Below are 19264 nucleotides of genomic sequence, written 5' to 3'. Positions count from 1 at the left end.
CTTCGAAGATTATATACATAAAGATACTTCTTTTTCAAATAATAAATGTACCATCATTTGGAAAGAAGGACGATGTATGAAGAAAGTGAAGTGGACTTTATTAGGCGGCGTCGCAACCTTCGTAGTAGCGATTGTACTCTATAAACTTATCGTGTTAGCTGGTGGCTATATGATGGATGAAAAGCAGCTCGTTTTCCACTCTTCATCACGTATCGTTGACCAGAAAGGGAAAGAAATTACGAAATTATACGTAGAAAATAGAGAGCTCGTACCGATCGAGCAAATTCCGAAGTATGTGCAGCAGGCGTTTGTTGCGGTGGAAGATTCTCGTTTTTATGAGCATCAAGGGATTGATTATCCGTCTATATTCCGTGCTCTTTATAAAGATACGTTAGCTGGAGAAAAGGTAGAGGGCGGTAGTACCATTACGCAGCAACTCGCTAAAAACGTCTTTTTAACTCGTGAAAAAACATTTACGCGCAAATTGAAGGAAGTCGCAATTTCTCTTCAATTAGAGCAAAAATATACGAAGCAACAAATTCTTGAAATGTATATGAATCATATTTATTTTGGTCATGGGGCTTACGGTATTCAAGCGGCAGCAAAGTTGTATTTTAATAAAAATGTTGAGGATTTAACAGTAGAAGAAGGGGCAATGCTTGCAGGCCTTCCGAAGTCACCAAACGGATATTCACCGTACTATTCTGCAGAGAAGAGTAAGGAACGCCGCGATCTAGTGTTGTCACTTATGCATAAACAAGGCTATTTGACTGCAGAAGAAAGCGTTCGTTATCAAGGGAAGACAATTGCTCTATATAAAAATTTAGATGAGAATGAGCTTGCATATATGCCGTATATTGATATGGTCATAGATGAAGCCGCTCGTTTATACGGGTTGTCTCATCAAGAAGTACTTCGCGGAGGATATACGTTTGTCGTACCTATGGATGAAAAGATTCAAAAGGTAGCATATAACCAGTTTCAAGATGCAAGGAATTTCCCTGGGAAAGAAGAGGGGGCGCAAGGTGCATTTTTATTAATGGATAATCGTACGGGAGGGATTAAAGCGGCGATTGGGGGAAGAAAGTACGTCCCGAGAGGATTTAATCGTGTTTTTGCCAAAAGGCAGCCTGGATCTGTTTTAAAACCACTTATCGTTTATGCACCAGCACTAGAAACGAAAAAGTATAATCCGTATTCTTTATTAACGAATGAAAGAAATTCTTTTGAAGGGTATGAACCTCGAAATTATAATCATGAGTATTCAAAAGAAATGACGATGTATGATGCGATTTTAGAGTCGGCAAACGTACCGGCAGTTTCTTTATTAAATGAGTTAGGGGTAGAAGAAGGAAAGCAATATTTAGAAAAAGGAAATGTCCATATTGCAGATGCTGGTTTAAGTACAGCGCTTGGTGGATTGAAAAATGGCGTTTCAACATTTGATCTTGTAAAAATGTATCGTTCATTTTTAGCAAATGGCAATATTATTGAGCCGCACGTTATTGATAAAGTATTAAATAGACACGGTGCAGTCATTGGGGAATCGCCAAAAGTAGAGACAAAAATCTTCTCGAAGCAGACAGCATGGTATATGACGAAAATGTTAGAAGGAGTTGTGAAGGAAGGAACAGCGAGAGTTGGTGTATATAACGGTGCGTTAGCTGGAAAAACGGGTACAACTTCATTGCCAAATGACGATAAGGGAGCAAGAGATATGTGGTTCGTTGGTTATACACCGAACTTAGTAGGCGCTGTTTGGATTGGTTATGACCGTACGGATAAGGAGCATCAGTTGCAAGGAGAAAGTGCATCTGCGACAAAATTGTTTAAGAAAATTTTAACGAAGGCTAATGTAGAACATAAAGAGAAGTTTATGAAGCCTGAAGGTGTGGAAACAATCGGCGCTCCGATTCGGCTGCGCAAAATTGAAGATGTAAAAATGAAATTATCATTTAGCCCTTTCGGTTTATTTAAAGCAAAATTAAGCTGGACGCCACTTCCAGATAACAGAATTATGTACCGAATCTATAGAGTGGAGAACGGAATTCATACGCATGTTAGCACTGTAAATGGTGCTGGGGAATATGAGGAAAAGTTCGTTAACATATTTTCAAAACCGAGCTTTTACGTTGTACCATATAATACACAAACGAATCGTGAAGGAGAAAAGTCAAAAGTAGCTAAACCATAGTTTTTCTCTGTGTTATAATAAGAATGTTGTGAAAATAGTAAGCGTTTTTAAGAATGTTTGTGTCAATTTAATGAACAACGTACATAATATTATGCATTTTGTTTTTACAAGCTGTATAGTAAAAAAAGATAAATATCGAACGTATTCGAAGCATTGGTAAGGAAGGGAGCAAGGGTCTTGGTAAGAACTATAAATGAGACATTTTTAAAAGCATGTAGGGGGGAACGTACCGATTATGTACCAGCATGGTATATGCGTCAAGCAGGTCGTTCACAGCCGGAATATAGAAAGATTAAAGAAAAGTATTCTTTATTTGAAATTACACACAATCCAGAGTTATGTGCTTACGTTACAAAATTGCCGGTTGATCAGTATAACGTAGACGCAGCAATTCTTTATAAAGATATTATGTCACCACTACCTGCAATTGGTGTGGATGTAGAAATTAAATCAGGTATTGGCCCAGTTATCGATAACCCAATCCGTTCTTTACAAGATGTAGAAAAACTAGGGGAAATCAATCCAGAAGATGACGTACCGTACATACTAGATACAATTCGTTTATTAACGACAGAAATGTTAGACGTACCGTTAATCGGTTTTTCAGGAGCTCCATTTACATTAGCGAGCTATATGATTGAAGGCGGTCCATCTCGTAACTACCATAATACGAAAGCGTTCATGTATGCAGAGCCAAAAGCTTGGTTTGCTTTAATGGATAAACTAGCAGATATGGTTATTACATATTTAAAAGCGCAAATTAACGCAGGAGCAAAAGCAGTTCAAATTTTCGATTCTTGGGTTGGAACAGTAAATGTAGCAGATTATCGCGTATTTATTAAACCAGCAATGGAGCGTATTTTTGCAGAAGTTCGTAAGATGGGTGTTCCAATGATTATGCACGGCGTAGGAGCTGCACACTTAGTGAATGAGTGGCACGACTTACCGCTTGATGTAGTTGGCTTAGACTGGCGCTTACCGATTGAAGAAGCACGTGCAAGGGGCGTTCATAAGGCGGTACAAGGTAATATGGACCCTTCATTCTTACTTGCACCATGGTCTGTTATTGAAGAACATGTAAAAGGTATTTTAGATCAAGGGATGAAACAGCCGGGTTATATCTTTAACCTAGGTCACGGTGTATTCCCAGAAGTAAATCCAGATACATTAAAACGTTTAACTACATTTATTCATGAATACTCTAAAGGGCAGTTAGCGAAGTAAAGGAGCATTGCTGTATGAAAAAGAAAATTGGTTTGCTTGTAATGGCATACGGAACGCCATATAAAGAAGAAGATATTGAACGTTACTATACACATATTCGCAGAGGAAGAAAGCCAAGTCCTGAAATGCTGGAAGATTTAACAGAGCGTTACCGTGCAATTGGTGGTATTTCTCCTTTAGCTACTATTACATTAGAGCAAGCTAAGAAGTTAGAGAAGCGTTTAAATGAAGTACAAGATGAAGTAGAGTACCATATGTATCTTGGCTTAAAACATATTGAACCGTTTATTGAAGATGCGGTGAAAGATATGCATAACGACGGAATACAAGATGCAATCGCACTTGTTCTTGCACCTCACTATTCTACGTTTAGCGTGAAATCGTACGTTGGACGAGCACAAGAAGAAGCTGAGAAACTTGGAAACTTAACAATTCACGGCATTGATAGCTGGTATAAAGAGCCGAAATTCATCCAGTACTGGGTTGATGCAGTGAAAGGTATATATAACGGTATGTCAGATGCAGAGCGTGAAAAAGCAGTATTAATCGTATCTGCACATAGCTTACCAGAGAAAATTATTGCAATGGGCGATCCATATCCAGATCAATTAAATGAAACAGCGGATTATATCGCGCGCGGAGCTGAAGTAGCAAACTATGCAGTAGGCTGGCAAAGCGCAGGAAACACACCAGATCCTTGGATTGGTCCAGATGTACAAGATTTAACGAGAGAACTAAATGAAAAGCACGGTTATACTTCATTCGTATATGCACCAGTTGGATTTGTTGCGGAACATTTAGAAGTTTTATATGACAACGACTTTGAGTGTAAAGTTGTAACGGATGAAATTGGTGCAAAATATTATCGTCCAGAAATGCCAAATGCATCGGACGCATTTATTGATTGTTTAACAGATGTTGTATTAAAGAAAAAAGAATCTGTACTGTAAGAAGAAAGGAGGAGCCTGCTTGAGGAAAAAAGTTGTGATCGTCGGCGGAGGCATCACTGGATTAACAGCAATGTATAACTTACAAAAAAATATTCATGAAAAAAACTTGCCGATTGATACATTACTTATAGAAGCATCGGGTAAACTTGGCGGAAAAATTCAAACCGTTCGAAAAGATGGATTTACAATTGAGCGCGGACCAGATTCTTTCTTAGCACGAAAAGAAAGTGCAGCTAGATTAGTGAAAGAATTAGGTCTTGGCGATGAACTTGTAAATAATCAAGCCGGTCAATCATTTATCCTTGTAAACAATCGGTTACATAAAATGCCGAATGGATCAATGATGGGAATTCCAACGCAAATTACGCCGTTTCTATTTTCCGGGCTGTTCTCCCCAATTGGTAAACTAAGAGCTGGCTTTGATCTATTAATGCCGAGGTCAAAGCCAGTATCTGACCAATCACTCGGACAATTTTTCAGACATCGTCTTGGAAACGAAGTGGTTGAAAACTTAATAGAACCGTTACTATCGGGTATTTATGCAGGGGATATTGATGAAATGAGCTTAATGTCAACATTCCCGCAAATGTATCAAATTGAGCAGAAACATCGCAGTATTTCACTCGGTATGCGTACGCTCGCTCCGAAAGAAGAGAAAGCTGAACCGAAAAAGGGAATGTTCGAAACAGTGAAAACAGGTTTAGAATCTATCGTAAAATCTCTCGAAGCAAAGATGCATGAAGGTACGATAATAAAGGGAACTCGCATTGAAAAAGTTGCAAAACAGGGTGATGGTTATACGATTACTCTTAGTAACGGAAAAGAAATAGAAGCGGACGCCATCGTAGTGGCAACTTCGCATAAAGTATTGCCGTCCATGTTTGCTCAGTACAAGCAGTTTCGTTTCTTCCGTAATATTCCATCCACATCCGTTGCGAATGTGGCACTTGCTTTCCAAAAGTCTGCAATCCAGCGTGATATTAATGGTACAGGATTTGTCGTATCACGAAATAGCGATTACACCATTACAGCATGTACGTGGACGCATAAAAAATGGCCACATACAACGCCAGAAGGAAAAACACTCCTTCGCTGTTACGTTGGACGTGCTGGTGATGAAGCGGTTGTAGAACAAACTGAAGAAGAACTCGTTCAGCTCGTACTAGAAGATTTAAGGAAGACGATGGATATTACAGAGGATCCAGAGTTTACAATCGTAAGTCGCTGGAAAGAAGCGATGCCCCAATATACAGTAGGTCATAACGAGCGAATGAAAAAGCTCACAACATTTATGGAGAAAGAGTTGCCTGGTATATACTTGGCAGGTAGCTCCTATGCTGGTGCTGGACTTCCAGACTGTATGAATCAAGGTGAGGAAGCTGCAAAGCGTGTATTATCTCATTTGGAGAAAGTAATAGATGCTGAATTAATCGCACAATAAATTATAAGAAACGCCTTCAATCATATTGAAGGCGTTTCGTTTATTATATAAAATACTTATTCGCCAATAAACATATATAAGTTATTTGGCTTTATAACAGCATCTCCTGCATAAATAACCCACTCTGTTAAGTTATCAAAATCTAAATGATAACTATTTCCTTCACTCATATCTTCTATAAAATATGGTTCATTGATGAGTATTCCTTGAATCAGGTCTTCTGTAATATGTTGCATTTCAAACCACATATGTTCGCTTTTACCCTCTTCATAGGAAACACCAAACTTAGCGAGAAAACGAAACTCTTCATTTGATTGTTCAATGTGAAAAATGTTGCTGAAATACCCGAAAGTATTTTTCGCATTATAAGCCATACGATCGGTTTCACTATTTGTTTTATAGAACATGAGCCCTGTAGCTTCCTCGTGTTCTTTGAAAAAACTTTCAATATATTCTTCTGAAGTATTAAATTTGAATAAGAGAACGGATGGAGATTGATGGTATTCATCTCGGGCATCCATTCCGCCTAAGAATGTATTTTGTGCATCTATTGGCTGTAATTTCACTTCTTCATCCTCGATTGAAGATAATTGGTCCATACTCGTTTTATGCCCTATATAAGATAATCCTTTCTCCCACGGAACAGCGACTGTATGTATAGAACCTTGCTGACTATGCGCGATAACGATAGGCTCATTCATAGGGACTTGTCCATTCTCAACGGCATTATTAGCAAATGTTTGAAAGAGATCGCCAATGCCGTAGTAGGAAGAAATACGATTTGGAATAATTAACTCTATTTCAGTTACGCCCGCTCTTAAAAGGCCGTGTGTATGAAACCAATATTGCGTAGGCTCGCCTTCTTTATCGTCTTCATAAACGGAATGAATAACGTATAAGTCAGGAATGTCAGGTAATAATTCATTTTCAACGTGATATTCAATATAGCTTCTAGATATCACTTTCATTGCTGCACTTGAATCGATTACAAATAACAAATCTGGGGCGAGATTCCATAAGAACTGTAACTGCTGGAAAAAGCAGTCCAGTACATCGCCTACAAATAGCGTACGAGTGAAAATTTCAGTGCCGAAAGCTGCATCTTCAAAATTACGATCTACGATTGTAGCATCTTGTCTATTGTACATTTTATATCCTTCTGGATCGTTCGGTTCATCAATATGCAGTTCATACGGTATGATTGTTTCATCCATATGTAACTCAACAATAAGGCTTGTCTCATCACTATAAACAATTTTTAACTCATCAACTTTAGTAGCGATATTTTCTAGCCGTTGTTTTAACTGCTCAATTGTAATTCTAGTTGGTATAACAGCAATCATATCTGAAAAATGACGTTCTAATGTTCCATTCATAGCTGCGCGGTATGTTTCTGTTTGCACTTCCATCCAATCACTCCTATTCAAATGAATCCATTTTACATGCCAATTAAATGTCGATATTTTCTGTTTTCTCTCTCTAACATTATAGAGTGTATTTGTAGAAGGTGTAAAATTATTATTTTGTATTATAGTTTGAAAGCTTGTAAATTAAATAAATCTTTTGTAAAATTTGTCGAAATATAGTTCTATATAACGAATCATTTGTTATGATAGAAATGCTGAGAAAATATGAAATAGGGAGAGGAAAATGGCTGTGAAGAAATTGTTAAGCGTCTTTTTATCATTCTTGCTATTGCTTTCATTTACTGGAACTTTAGCGCAAGCAGAAGAAACTGCTTCTATGTCAGTAGAAAAAGCAATTCAAGTATTTAAGCAGCAAGGGAAAACGAAGGGGATTGTGGAAGGATATATTGTCGGATATACGCAAAGTTCTTCTAAATATACGAAGGATCCAGCTAAGTTTGATGATACAAACGTAGCAATTGCAGATTCGCCAAACGAAACGAATCCAGACAAAATCATGCCCGTTCAGTTGCCAAAAGGTGATGTGAGAACGGCAGTGAATGTAAAAGATCACCCTGAAAATATCGGGAAGAAAGTTAGTTTGACTGGGACTCTTGAATTATATTTTAGTAACCCAGGTCTAAAATCAGTAACAGCTTATAAGTTTCAAGGTGAAGGACAAAACCGTGTTAGCGATGTAGTAGCTTCACCGAACGGCGGAGAAATTGCTAAAGGAACAGCGGTAACATTAACGACGAATACAGAAGGTGCAACAATTTACTATACGTTAGATGGCTCTAATCCTACTAATAAAAGTGTTCGTTATAATGGACAAATTATAGTGAATGAAAATAGTGTAGTGAAAGCAATCGCAGAAAAAGAAGGACTTAATTCTTCAGCAATTTCGACATTTTCATTTATTATCGTAAATAATGAACAGGTTCGTATTCATGACATTCAAGGAAAATCACATATGTCTCCTTACAACGGGAAGAAAGTAAACAATGTGGAAGGCGTTGTCACAGCGCTTGATAAAAACGGCTTTTATATAGAAGATAATCAGCCAGATAATGATCCAGCTACTTCAGAAGGTATGTACGTATATAAAAAAGATGCGAATGTAGCAGTAGGAGATCTTATTCAAGTTGATGGAGTAGTAGAAGAATATGTTGGACCAGGATATGCAGAGCGATTTGAAACAGACTTAACGACGACTGAAATTAAAGCGAGCCGCGTTGCTGTAATCGCAAAAGATCAACCTTTACCAGCACCGATCATACTTGGAGAAAACGGTGTAAAAATCCCTGATCAAATTATCGATAATGATGCATTCGGTTTATTTGATCCAAATGAAGATGCAATCGACTTCTATGAAAGTATAGAAGGTATGCGTGTTACGATGCCAACACCAAAAATTATTACACCTCAGAAAAACGGAAATTTATATGTAACAGTAAAAAATGGTGGAGATAAAATAGTAACACAATATGGCACACCTCTATTAGATGAAAATCAATTAAACCCAGAGCGCCTTTCTGTAAAAGTACCTCGCGATTATGTAGCAAAAGTAGGAGATACTTTCACTGGAGATATAACAGGGGTAGTAGGATATGATTACGGTTCTTTCCGTATTTCGCCAATAACAGAACTGCCAGCTGTAGTGGATGGCGGATTTAAGCAAGTAGGCGCAAATATTCAGCCTCGTCTTGATAAGTTAACGGTTGCTACATATAACATTGAAAACTTCTCGGCGAATAAAAAAGAAACAACAGATGAAAAAGTAAAAGCGTTAGCGTATTCTATTAAATACAATTTAAAAATGCCAGATATTATCGGTGTAGAGGAAATGCAAGATAATAACGGATCAATTAATGACGGTACAACAGATGCGTCATTAAGCGCAAAACGTATCATTGATGCAGTTCTAGAAATTCGTGGACCGAAGTATGAGTATGTAGAAATCGCTCCAAACAATAATCAAGATGGAGGAGCACCAGGAGCGAATATTCGCGTCGGCTTCTTCTATAATCCATCACGCGTGAAATTAGCGACGGTACCGAAGTTACTTGATAAGAATGTTGTTCGTATTGGAGACGAAAATCCATTGTTTGAAAGTACACGTAAACCGCTAGCGGCAGAATTTACGTTCCAAGGACAAAACATTGTTGTCGTTGCAAATCACTTAAACTCAAAACTAGGAGATGCAACGCCATTTGGAAAAGTGCAGCCGCTCGTATTAAAGAGTGAAGACAAACGAATTCAGTTAGCACAAGAAGTAAATTATTTCGTGCAAGGAATTCAGAAAAAGAATACAAATGCACCAGTTGTTGTGTTAGGTGATATGAACGATTTCGAATTCTCTAAACCACTAAAAACACTAGAGGGAACAATCTTAAAAGATATGTTAAACACAGTGCCGAAAGAGAATCGTTACACGTACATTCACGAAGGAAATGCACAAGTGTTAGATCATATTTTAGTAACAAACAATATCGCACCACACACAATTGTAGACCCAGTACACTTAAACTCAAACATTATGAAAGAACACGGACGTGTAAGTGACCACGACCCAGTACTTGCTCAAATTGATTTGAAGAAGGCTTCTTAAAGTGGGGAACGCTTAGGTGACTAAGCGTTCTTTTTTTGCATCGTTATAGAATAGTATAAAGAGATGATTCCTTTTTTTGTAATCTAATGATAAAATTGATTGAATATTTAGTTTTTAACAAGGAGGACAACAATGCAGTTACAAATAAATGGAAAGGTAATGAATCAGTTTGCAATTTTTTTTAGTACGATCGTCATGCTTCAGTTTGTAGCTGATATAACAGGACTTACAAGCAATCTAGATATTACGTATAACTTAATACATACAGCAGCTTCTTATATAACATTTAGTTTGGCGGTTATTTTCACTTTAATAGGTGCAAGAAGAGAATTAAGTAAATATGCAATTGTTTCATTATGTTTAGTAGTAGCGATTAAAGCGATTTATTTTGTAGCGGTTGTTATTTTATGGGGATTGGCAGGTACACCGTAAGTGAATAGTAAATAAAACCCTAATTTCCAATATAGTAAGGAAATTAGGGTTTTATTATACTTGAAACGCCTTTCTACACCGCTCTCTTTTTTGCAACCTTCTTCTATATTTTTTTCTATCACGTTTTACTCCTTGTATATACATGATTAAGCTAACGAGGAGGAAGAAGGCACATTGTATTGTCAAAATATACGGCGACATGCCATGCAAAGGTTGTTTTGGGTCATATAAATGAAAAGGAGCTCCGCCTATTGTAGGGAATATCGTATTTAGCAGGACGTATGGAATGGAGGCAACTGCAAATGGGAAAAGAATCGCCATATAGTCCTTTTGTGACCACGCAGATGCAGCAAGTCCTAAAAGGGCCATTAAACCTGCAAATAAAAAATTAATTCCGATATATACAGTAATGTAAGTGAGGGGAGATTCGTAATATAAGTTTGCAAACATCCCATTATCATTTATAATACCTGAACCAGCCGTCGGTTCTCCGTCTGGAATGGTTAATTTGCAAAATAATAACGATAAGATGAATGGAAATGTATAAAGAAGTCCGCCACAAAAGAATGTAACGATATATTTCGTTACTGAATAAGGGAACAAAGAAATCCCTTTACTTACAAACGGTTTAAAACCATCTGATTTATCCGAATTGTAACTTGTACTAAAGGGGAAACTAGCAATAACGGGCATTAATAATAAATAAACATCCATTTCATTGTCGCGAAATCCAATCCATTTAAAAGCTGTTGTTACAAACGCATCCGTTCCATCCCCAATATAACGAATTACATAATAATAATGGTAAATAAAAATAAGAGCTAGTCCACTAAACATAATAATTAAAGAAACACGATTACAAAAAGCTTGCTTTATATTTAAACGAAGCGCACGCATCATGACTGAAAAAGCCTCCACTATTTTGATAAACTTGTCTATTTTCTATATTACTATTAATTGTAAAGATTTTCTTGTTTTTTTATTTGATTATTTGAAAAAGAGGAATTTTGTTGTTGTGAAGTAAGGTTTAGCTGAAATTAATTTTTCTAAAATATGGTTGACAATTAAGTATTACATTTGTAATCTTAATTATAGATTACAAATGTAATACTTAGGAGTGAAACATACGATGACAAATCAATTACCTAAAATATCTGAAGCGGAATTAGAAATTATGAAAGTACTTTGGTCGAATTCTCCGCAAACAGCGAATGAAATTATAGAAGAACTGGAAGATGCAATGGACTGGAAACCGAAAACAATCCGCACATTAATTAATCGATTAGTGCAAAAGGAAGCCGTTTCTTACCATCAAGATAAAGGGCGTATGTACGCTTATTACCCGTTAGTATCACAAGATAATTATTTGCAAGTGGAAACGAAATCTTTACTAAAACGTTTTTGCGGTGCAGCGTTTAAGCCATTACTTGTTAATTTCTTAAAAGAGGAGAAATTATCTTCAGAAGATATTAATGAATTAAAACGCATTTTAGATGAGAAGACAGAGGAGAATAAGAGGAAGGATCGATAAAAATGATAAACACGCTTATAAATGTATACCTTCCTCATTTTTTTGATTGGCTTATAGAAACGTCACTTATGGCTAGCATATTAGTCGGATTTATTTTATGTATAAAAGTTCTATTTAGAAATAAATTAACTCCCCGGTGGCAATATATGCTGTGGATCGTATTAATGATAAGACTCCTTTTACCGTGGTCGCCAGATAGCTCTTATAGCATTTACTCATTACTTTCGTATAGTTCTAGCGTATCGGAAGTTATTCCAAAAAATATGCCGGCTACTGAGAATATAGTGAACATAGAAAGCGACCGAAAAGTGGAATTGGAATCAAATTCTAAAATGGTGACAAAAACTAGCGAACCGGAAGTAAAAGTCAGTTCGGAAAAACAGACTACATTTTCTTTATACAAACTTGCTTTGTATGTGTGGCTAGCTGGGGTAATCATATTAGCAGCCATCACGTTTCTTACAAATAGACGTTTATATTCTTACATAAAGAAACAACCGGATATTACGGACGAACAGGTCACTACAGTGTTTAATCGCTGTAAGCAGTCTATGAAAATGAAGAAGGCAGTTTCATTACGTCTTGCAGGAAAGATTGCAAGTCCAACGGTTTTTAGTTTCTTTCGCCCGAAAGTATTACTATCAAAAAAACATATGAAAGTATTAAATGAACAACAATTACAATATGTCTTTTACCATGAGTTAGCTCATATTAAGAGAAACGATGTAGCTGTAAATTGGATTATGTACAGTTTAATCCTATTAAATTGGTTCAATCCGATTCTTTGGTACGCCTATTTTTGTATGCGAGAAGATCAAGAATTAGCCTGTGATGCATATGCACTTACTTTTATAGATAAAGAGGAACAAATTGCATACGGACATACAATTATTACCCTTCTAGAACACTATTCCTATCAAGTACCAAGCCTAGCAAATTTAAGTAGAAATAAACGAACACTAAAAAGGAGAATCGTTATGATTAAAAAATTCCAAAAGAAATCGTATCGCCTTTCTTTACTTGGAGTGATTGCGATAGCAGCTATAGCAGGCGGATTTTTATTAAATGCAAGGATAACTGAGGGAGATGAAAGACAGGAAGAAAAGATTGTAGAAAAAAAGCAACATAAAGCGGCTTTTGAAGAAGCGATAGAAACAGTATTAGGTACACCAGAGAATGCAAGTAGAGAATGGGGTATGTCGATAAAGTCATATAAAATGAATACAGATTTTTTGTATTTGGCAGAAAAGAATTTTACGAAAGAAGAATTTGAGCAGTATGTTCAATTATTTAAGGAAGCGCAAGAAATTCATAAGAAAGCAATGGTTAAGAAAAATGTGCCTGAGAATTATGATGGAGATACAAAGGAATATAAACCTGAACGCTTGAAGAAAGCTGATCAAGAAAGACTAGCTACTATTGAGAAGACATTAAAGCCGCTTGAAGATAAGCTGGAGAAGTCTTTAACATATACTATAGAAGAAGCAAAAGAACATGTACCGTATCAAATTAAGCAGCCGACTTATATACCAGAAGGTTATGAGCTAAAGAGAGAATGGGCTGACTCATATTTTGGAAGAGATGTAGAATTAGTTATTAAATCAGAATATACAAAAGGGAAATATGGTTTTACGATTTATCAGTCAAGGATGTATATGGATGGTAATGGTAATGGTGGTAAGGATCCACTACACTATATGATGCCTGGAGAAGAGAATTTAGAAAGTTATAGTTTAGACGGGAAAGGAATGGTCTATAATAAATCTTCTCATGGAGAGGGGAAGTTAAGAGGCCTTAAAATGTTTGTCCCAGCACAAGGTAAGAATAGTGATTATCAAATTGTCATAGTGAATGATATTTTTACAAGAGATACAAAGATATACGAAGAGATAATCGATGATGAGCTAACTAAGAAAGAAATGGAGAAAATATTACTTTCTATGTCAAAATAATAGACAGTGTTCTTAAACCTTTGGTTTTAAGAACACTGTCTATTTTATTAAATTTCTAGTGGGATCTAGTCAGCAATTATTTACGAATATATTCTAGCTTTCCATACAAGTATACTTTTTGATAAACTATGGACAGTATGATATAACTCGACTGAAATTTTTTTATACTGGAAATAATAAAAAGAGAACTTGTATAGAATGTAAGCGTGTGGTAATATCAAAGATGTACTGATTGACTATATTATCCAATTGGTCATTTTTGGAGGTGACAATGTGGCGATAGATCGAAAACGTTCTATTATTGAAGCTGCAACAAAGTCTTTTTCAGCGTTCGGTTATAAAGCAACAACGATGGATCAAGTAGCGAAGTTAGCGAATGTAGGAAAAGGAACGATTTATACTTTTTTCAAAAATAAAGAAGAGCTATTTGGTGAAATTATTTCTAATTTAATTACAGAAATGAAGCAAGTTGCAGAAAGTGCAATTCGTTCAGATGTTTCATTTTTTGAAAATGTACATAGAGCATTATATAGCATCTTGGAATTTAGAAAAGAACATCAGCTTATGATTAAATTAATTCAAGAAGAGCGCGATATGGGAACGAAAGAAGTACAAGAAGTTATGCAACAAGTTGATGTGGAAATCGTTTCTGTTATTCAATCGTATTTAAAGATTGCGATTGAAAAAGGTGAAATTAGCAAATGTGATCCAGAAATTACAGCATTTATTATGCTTCGTCTATATGTATCGCTTATTTTTGATTGGGAAAAAAATCACGAACCGCTAGAAAAAGAAAAAATTGCAGAGTTATTTGAACTTTATTTACTAAAAGGATTGTCAAACTAAGATAATCCTTTTATTATTATAAAAAATGACCAATCGAACAAAATGGTCATATATTTATTTTAGGAGGGATAATAGAAATATTCATTTCATAGTAAGGAACAGTTGCATAGTAATAAATTCGGGGATAAGGCATATGTATGAACAAGTATAGCCTTTTTGTTTGGGTAAAAATGACTATATGAACATTTTGGTCATTTTATAAAAGGGGGAGAAATTATGAAAGGGAATCAGTTACTTCGGAAAGAGTTCACGGAAATTATAAAAAGTAAAAAAATATTAATTCCAATTATTGCGGTCTTATTCGTACCGATTTTATATGCAGGGATGTTTTTGTGGGCCTTTTGGGATCCGTATAAACAGTTAGATGACTTACCAGTTGCAGTAGTCAATTTAGATAAAGGCGCAGTATTTGATGGGAAACCAATTGAGGTTGGAAAAGGGCTCGTTGATAATTTAAAAGATAATAAAAGTTTTAAATGGGAGTTCGTAAGTGAAAAAGAAGCGAAGAAAGGAATGGAAGGTAGAAAGTATTACATGTTAGTGCGCATTCCAGATGACTTCTCAAGTAACGCTACAACGTTACTAAAAGACAATCCAAAGCCATTAAACTTAGAGTACATTCCAAACGAAAGCTTAAACTTCTTATCTTCACAAATTGGAGGAACAGCCATTGAAAAGATTAAAACTGAAGTATCAAGCACGTTAACGAAAACATATGCAGAGAAAATGTTTGATTCCATTCAAGACGTCTCAAAAGGATTAGCAGATGGGGCGGAAGGAGCAAATAAACTACACGACGGATCAAGTGAGCTGCATGATGGTTCAAGTAAAGTGACGGATGGCCTTCATACACTGCAAGGGAAGTCTGGGGAGATGAAGGATGGAGTTCAGAAATTAGCAGATGGATCTAATAAATTACAAGATGGCTCCGGAAAAGTGACAGCAGGTTTAAATACGTTAAATAGCAAAAATGGTATAGGGAAATTACAAGATGGATCTGGGAAAGTAACAGACGGTTTAAATATGTTAAATAGCAAAACCGGTGAAATGCAAAAAGGAATTAGTGAATTGCGTGATGGATCTGAGAAAGTAACGAACGGTCTGAGCATATTGGTAAGTAAAACAGGTGAATTACAAACAGGAACAACAGAACTATCAAATGGTATGGAAAAACTTGCGGGAGGGCAAAGTCAATTAGAGAAAGGTTCTCAAGAGATTCAAAAGGGTTTGCAAGAGTTAAATAATAAAGTACAAAACTCTGTTGCAGGATTAGGGGAAATGCAGTCGAAAGTTCCTTCTATATTAAATACAGTAACTGAGAAAATAGATGGAGCTGTAGAAAATGTAAATCAGCTAAATGAACTCACTCAATCAACAGCAAGGGATGCAAAAACAGCAGTGCAAGATGTAGCAAATTTACAAAAGCAAATTGAAAGTTTACCAAAAGAATATCAAGAGCAGTTACAGCCATTTATAACAAATGCGGTAAAAAGTACGGCGACAGTTCAACAGAAAGCTGCTGGAGTAGCAGGCGGAACAAATAAATTAAATGAAGAAGTAAAACAATTAAAAGGTGAAATCAGTGAAAAGACAAGTGGGATGCAAAGCAAAATGCCGAATCCAGAAGAGGTGGGAAATTTAACGAGTGGTATTAAGACATTAACGAATGCACAAAACGAATTTGTAAGTAAGTTTCATGGATTAGGTGAAGGATTAGGTAATGCTAAAGTAGGTGCAGATAAATTAAAAAACGGATCAGGGCAATTAATTGATGGGGTAAATCAATTGTTTGATGGATCTGGAAAGGTAACAGGCGGTTTAGGAACGTTATCTGTAGGAGCAAATCAAATGGCAGGTGGGATAAATCAATTAGCGGACGGTTCAAGTCAAGTAACAGGTGGTTTAGGTACATTATCTGTAGGAGTAACCAAATTAGCAGATGGATCTAATCAAGTAACAACTGGCTTAGGTACTCTAAATGGTGGCCTAAATAAAATGTCAACCGGCTCAACCCAGCTAATCGACGGCGTAAATAAACTAGCAGACGGATCTGGTCAAGTAACAGATGGCCTCGTAAAAGTAAACGATGGTTCAGGTGAACTTGCTGAGAAACTTGGCGAAGGGGCAGAGAAAACTGGTGAAGTGAAAGGGACGGATAAAACGTATGATATGTTTGCAAATCCTGTAAAAGTGAAGACGGAAAAAATGGCGGAAGTTCCAAACTATGGAACTGGATTTACACCATATTTCTTATCTCTCGGTTTATTCGTTGGGGCATTACTCTTATCAATCGTATATCCATTACGCGATACAGTAGGCGTTCCGAAATCAGGATTTAGTTGGTTTCTTAGTAAGTTTGGCGTGTTACTATCAGTTGGCATTATTCAAGCGGTAGTAGCAGATGTTATATTACTGTTCGGATTGGGTGTAGAAGTACAAAGCATTCCATACTTCATACTCTTTAGCATCATTACAAGTTTAGCATTTATCGCATTAATTCAATGTTTAGTAACAGCATTCGGTGATGCAGGCCGTTTCATTGCCATCATCACATTAATTATTCAGCTTACAACAAGTGCTGGAACATTCCCACTAGAATTGATTCCGAAGCTTTTACAACCATTCAATGCTTGGTTACCAATGACATACTCTGTATCAGGATTAAAAGCAGTCGTATCAAGCGGAGACTTTAACTTCATGTGGCAAAACATAGGAATACTCATGATCTTTATCGTTGTGTTATCAATTGGAACAATCGCTTCATTAACGTGGATGCATAAACGACAGTTTAAAAATATTGCTGAAAATCAATCGGTTGAAGCATAGAAAAAAGCACCTTTTCGGTGCTTTTTTATTTTAATAGAGGGCATCTTTTCCTTAGTTCATCTATAAATCTTTCTAAAACCTATAAAAACGAAAGAAAAGGAATTACAACAATTTACAGAGAAACATAGGGTAGAGGAGTTGATATGATGAAAGGCAATCTTACTTATTATTTTATCCTAAATCCGCTAATCATCTTTCTTGTTTATGCCCTTTCACCTATATTGTTTGATAAAGAAGTATATACAAGTATGAAAGATGCATTTGGAATACTTACGTTCTATTATGTGTTAATGGGTGGATATTACTTTATTGATATTTTAAGTGAAAAGATAAAGAAAAAAAGTGATGGAGGATAAAAAATGACTGAAAGTGAAATGAAATTCCGTGATACGACCATTCGTAACTTTTTCGATAAAGAGGAGCGCTTAAAATCGATTCCAGGTCAAAAGAAGAAGAAACTAGTATTGTTAGAGCTTTTAATTAGCAAGTTAGATGCTGGAAATCAATATACAGAAAAAGAAATTAATACATTTATAAAACAATATCATGATGATTTTTGTACAATTAGACGTGAATTTATTGTACATAGGTTTATGGATAGAGAGGATAATATGTACCGTATAAACGGGAGAGAAGTTTGGACGAAGTGGGAGGAGTTAAAATAATGAATCAGCGAGGGGATCCCCGCTGATTATAAGCCTGTGCTAGTCTTGCTGTTTCTTTGTAGTAAGTCTATGAACGCTTCAACATTCGAACTTGTAATGTATCCAAGCGTTATATATTCATCTTCATAGTAAAATATTATTTTTTTGTCAAAGATTCTTCTCTTCGTTTCTATGGATAGAATTTTTTCGTAATCAAATTCGGCAATGAATGTGTTTTTATATTGGCTAAAAAAGAGAAGTCTTTTATTAGTAGCAAGTAACATGCCAGGATACGGGACTTTATGCGTAATCATATAGCCAGTAAGTGAACATTTTAAAGTAGATAAAATCTTTTCTTCTTTATGTAATAGTTGTTTTGCAGCTGTTAATATTGGATTCATTGCATACATTCCTTTTATTTTGATGTATGAATATTGTATCAAGAGTAAAAAGATTCTCAATATGCAATATTGCATATTGGACGTTTTATAGTTTTAATATTATTTTTTAAAAGAAAAAGTACGAGGTGATTCAATGATACGATTAGCAAAAGAGGCTGATGCAGAAGCAATAATGAACATTAGAAAAGAAATTATATTATCGGAAAATACTACAAAGTTTTTCATAGTATCTCCAAAGAAATTACCGAATGATATTGATGCAGAAAGAGAAAAGATACGGAAAAGTAATGAGAAAGGTAATCTTTATATCGTGTATGAAGTAGATGGGAAGGTAGTTGGCTTTTTAATTTTCAACCGATATGAACTAGAACGGTTACAACACGCAGGCACAATGGGAATGGGGATTAAAGAGGCGTATTGTAATCAAGGCATAGGCACGAAATTAATTGAATTTCTTATTAGATGGGCGAAAGGGCAGAAAGGTTTAGAAAAAATTTGTTTAGGTGTAGTTTCTGTTAATGATCGGGCAATTAAAGTGTACAAACGTATGGGCTTTGTAGAAGAAGGCAGACAACGAAAGCAAATTAAATATGAAGATGGATCATATGGAGATGACGTATTGATGGGGTTTTATATTGAATAAAGGATATATGGTATTAAGAAAAGGAATGTACATAACGTAAATTTCTAAAAGCAGTATATTGCCCCTGCATTAACAGACTTTTTCCTATGTATAATATTAATATAGTAAAATCATAACAACCGATATTGCAGTTTCCAATAATATACTATATAATCAATTTAAG

The 19264-nt window shown here is 35.8% G+C and carries 16 protein-coding genes; 13 read left to right on the top strand and 3 right to left on the bottom strand.

Annotated elements, in window-relative coordinates; genetic code table 11:
• Positions 1-76 precede the first annotated feature (76 nt).
• The 4 genes from MKY38_RS16540 (at position 77) to hemY (ending at position 5809) form a co-directional block, all read left to right on the top strand.
• Positions 77-2194, top strand: a complete 2118-nt coding sequence (locus MKY38_RS16540) for a transglycosylase domain-containing protein (RefSeq protein WP_000756300.1) — start codon at positions 77-79, stop codon at positions 2192-2194.
• 177 nt (positions 2195-2371) lie between these two features.
• Positions 2372-3418 (top strand): uroporphyrinogen decarboxylase, encoded by a 1047-nt coding sequence (gene hemE, locus MKY38_RS16535; RefSeq protein WP_000252605.1) that lies wholly within the window; start codon positions 2372-2374, stop codon positions 3416-3418.
• Between the two features lie 14 nt (positions 3419-3432).
• Positions 3433-4368, top strand: a complete 936-nt coding sequence (hemH, locus tag MKY38_RS16530; protein WP_000726775.1) for a ferrochelatase — start codon at positions 3433-3435, stop codon at positions 4366-4368.
• Between the two features lie 19 nt (positions 4369-4387).
• Positions 4388-5809, top strand: a complete 1422-nt coding sequence (gene hemY, locus MKY38_RS16525; protein WP_341049173.1) for a protoporphyrinogen oxidase — start codon at positions 4388-4390, stop codon at positions 5807-5809.
• A 56-nt stretch (positions 5810-5865) separates the two neighbouring features.
• Here hemY and MKY38_RS16520 read toward each other — a convergent pair whose 3' ends face one another.
• Positions 5866-7218 (bottom strand): DUF4026 domain-containing protein, encoded by a 1353-nt coding sequence (locus MKY38_RS16520; RefSeq protein ID WP_078385428.1) that lies wholly within the window; start codon positions 7216-7218, stop codon positions 5866-5868.
• 241 nt (positions 7219-7459) lie between these two features.
• Here MKY38_RS16520 and MKY38_RS16515 point away from each other — a divergent pair, with 241 nt between their 5' ends.
• The gene (locus MKY38_RS16515) at positions 7460-9826 is read left to right on the top strand and encodes a DUF6359 domain-containing protein (protein WP_341049172.1); all 2367 of its coding nucleotides are present in this window, start codon (positions 7460-7462) and stop codon (positions 9824-9826) included.
• A gap of 132 nt (positions 9827-9958) precedes the next feature.
• Positions 9959-10258, top strand: a complete 300-nt coding sequence (locus MKY38_RS16510; RefSeq protein WP_065223826.1) for a hypothetical protein — start codon at positions 9959-9961, stop codon at positions 10256-10258.
• A gap of 54 nt (positions 10259-10312) precedes the next feature.
• Here the strand turns inward: MKY38_RS16510 and MKY38_RS16505 are convergent, their stop codons facing one another.
• Positions 10313-11158, bottom strand: a complete 846-nt coding sequence (locus MKY38_RS16505) for a hypothetical protein (protein ID WP_065223827.1) — start codon at positions 11156-11158, stop codon at positions 10313-10315.
• A gap of 229 nt (positions 11159-11387) precedes the next feature.
• On the opposite strand from MKY38_RS16505, the gene MKY38_RS16500 reads away from it, so the two are divergent.
• The 6 genes from MKY38_RS16500 to MKY38_RS16475 all read left to right on the top strand — a co-directional run bounded on the left by MKY38_RS16500 (position 11388) and on the right by MKY38_RS16475 (position 18078).
• Complete coding sequence (locus tag MKY38_RS16500) at positions 11388-11789, top strand: BlaI/MecI/CopY family transcriptional regulator (RefSeq protein ID WP_000184503.1); 402 nt, start codon at positions 11388-11390, stop codon at positions 11787-11789.
• A gap of 2 nt (positions 11790-11791) precedes the next feature.
• Positions 11792-13741: a M56 family metallopeptidase gene (locus tag MKY38_RS16495; RefSeq protein WP_078385533.1), complete on the top strand. Its 1950-nt coding sequence runs from the start codon at positions 11792-11794 to the stop codon at positions 13739-13741.
• Positions 13742-14014: 273 nt separating this feature from the next.
• The gene (locus MKY38_RS16490; RefSeq protein WP_000963381.1) at positions 14015-14587 is read left to right on the top strand and encodes a TetR/AcrR family transcriptional regulator; all 573 of its coding nucleotides are present in this window, start codon (positions 14015-14017) and stop codon (positions 14585-14587) included.
• Positions 14588-14803: 216 nt separating this feature from the next.
• Positions 14804-17413, top strand: coding sequence for a YhgE/Pip domain-containing protein (locus MKY38_RS16485; protein ID WP_070179928.1), 2610 nt, complete (start codon positions 14804-14806; stop codon positions 17411-17413).
• 143 nt (positions 17414-17556) lie between these two features.
• Positions 17557-17769: a hypothetical protein gene (locus tag MKY38_RS16480; protein WP_002163884.1), complete on the top strand. Its 213-nt coding sequence runs from the start codon at positions 17557-17559 to the stop codon at positions 17767-17769.
• Between the two features lie 3 nt (positions 17770-17772).
• Positions 17773-18078 (top strand): DUF2087 domain-containing protein, encoded by a 306-nt coding sequence (locus MKY38_RS16475; RefSeq protein ID WP_000140301.1) that lies wholly within the window; start codon positions 17773-17775, stop codon positions 18076-18078.
• 26 nt (positions 18079-18104) lie between these two features.
• On the opposite strand, the gene MKY38_RS16470 is transcribed toward MKY38_RS16475, so the two are convergent.
• Complete coding sequence (locus MKY38_RS16470) at positions 18105-18458, bottom strand: PH domain-containing protein (protein ID WP_001068217.1); 354 nt, start codon at positions 18456-18458, stop codon at positions 18105-18107.
• A gap of 133 nt (positions 18459-18591) precedes the next feature.
• On the opposite strand from MKY38_RS16470, the gene MKY38_RS16465 reads away from it, so the two are divergent.
• On the top strand, positions 18592-19101 hold the full coding sequence (locus tag MKY38_RS16465; RefSeq protein ID WP_070179929.1) for a GNAT family N-acetyltransferase: 510 nt from the start codon (positions 18592-18594) through the stop codon (positions 19099-19101).
• The last annotated feature ends 163 nt before the right edge of the window (positions 19102-19264 follow it).

Origin of the sequence: Bacillus sp. FSL R5-0585, from assembly GCF_038004545.1 — a bacterium.
In the GTDB taxonomy this organism is placed as follows: Bacteria; Bacillota; Bacilli; order Bacillales; family Bacillaceae_G; genus Bacillus_A; species Bacillus_A cereus.
This window is presented reverse-complemented; position numbering and strand designations above follow the sequence as displayed.

Coding starts and splice junctions, on each gene's coding strand:
- MKY38_RS16540 (WP_000756300.1), top strand. CDS start 77: ATGAAGAAAGTGAAGTGGACTTTATTAGGCGGCGTCGCAACCTTCGTA.
- hemH (WP_000726775.1), top strand. CDS start 3,433: ATGAAAAAGAAAATTGGTTTGCTTGTAATGGCATACGGAACGCCATAT.
- MKY38_RS16520 (WP_078385428.1), bottom strand. CDS start 7,218: ATGGAAGTGCAAACAGAAACATACCGCGCAGCTATGAATGGAACATTA.
- MKY38_RS16515 (WP_341049172.1), top strand. CDS start 7,460: ATGGCTGTGAAGAAATTGTTAAGCGTCTTTTTATCATTCTTGCTATTG.
- MKY38_RS16510 (WP_065223826.1), top strand. CDS start 9,959: ATGCAGTTACAAATAAATGGAAAGGTAATGAATCAGTTTGCAATTTTT.
- MKY38_RS16505 (WP_065223827.1), bottom strand. CDS start 11,158: ATGATGCGTGCGCTTCGTTTAAATATAAAGCAAGCTTTTTGTAATCGT.
- MKY38_RS16500 (WP_000184503.1), top strand. CDS start 11,388: ATGACAAATCAATTACCTAAAATATCTGAAGCGGAATTAGAAATTATG.
- MKY38_RS16495 (WP_078385533.1), top strand. CDS start 11,792: ATGATAAACACGCTTATAAATGTATACCTTCCTCATTTTTTTGATTGG.
- MKY38_RS16485 (WP_070179928.1), top strand. CDS start 14,804: ATGAAAGGGAATCAGTTACTTCGGAAAGAGTTCACGGAAATTATAAAA.
- MKY38_RS16480 (WP_002163884.1), top strand. CDS start 17,557: ATGATGAAAGGCAATCTTACTTATTATTTTATCCTAAATCCGCTAATC.
- MKY38_RS16475 (WP_000140301.1), top strand. CDS start 17,773: ATGACTGAAAGTGAAATGAAATTCCGTGATACGACCATTCGTAACTTT.
- MKY38_RS16470 (WP_001068217.1), bottom strand. CDS start 18,458: ATGAATCCAATATTAACAGCTGCAAAACAACTATTACATAAAGAAGAA.
- MKY38_RS16465 (WP_070179929.1), top strand. CDS start 18,592: ATGATACGATTAGCAAAAGAGGCTGATGCAGAAGCAATAATGAACATT.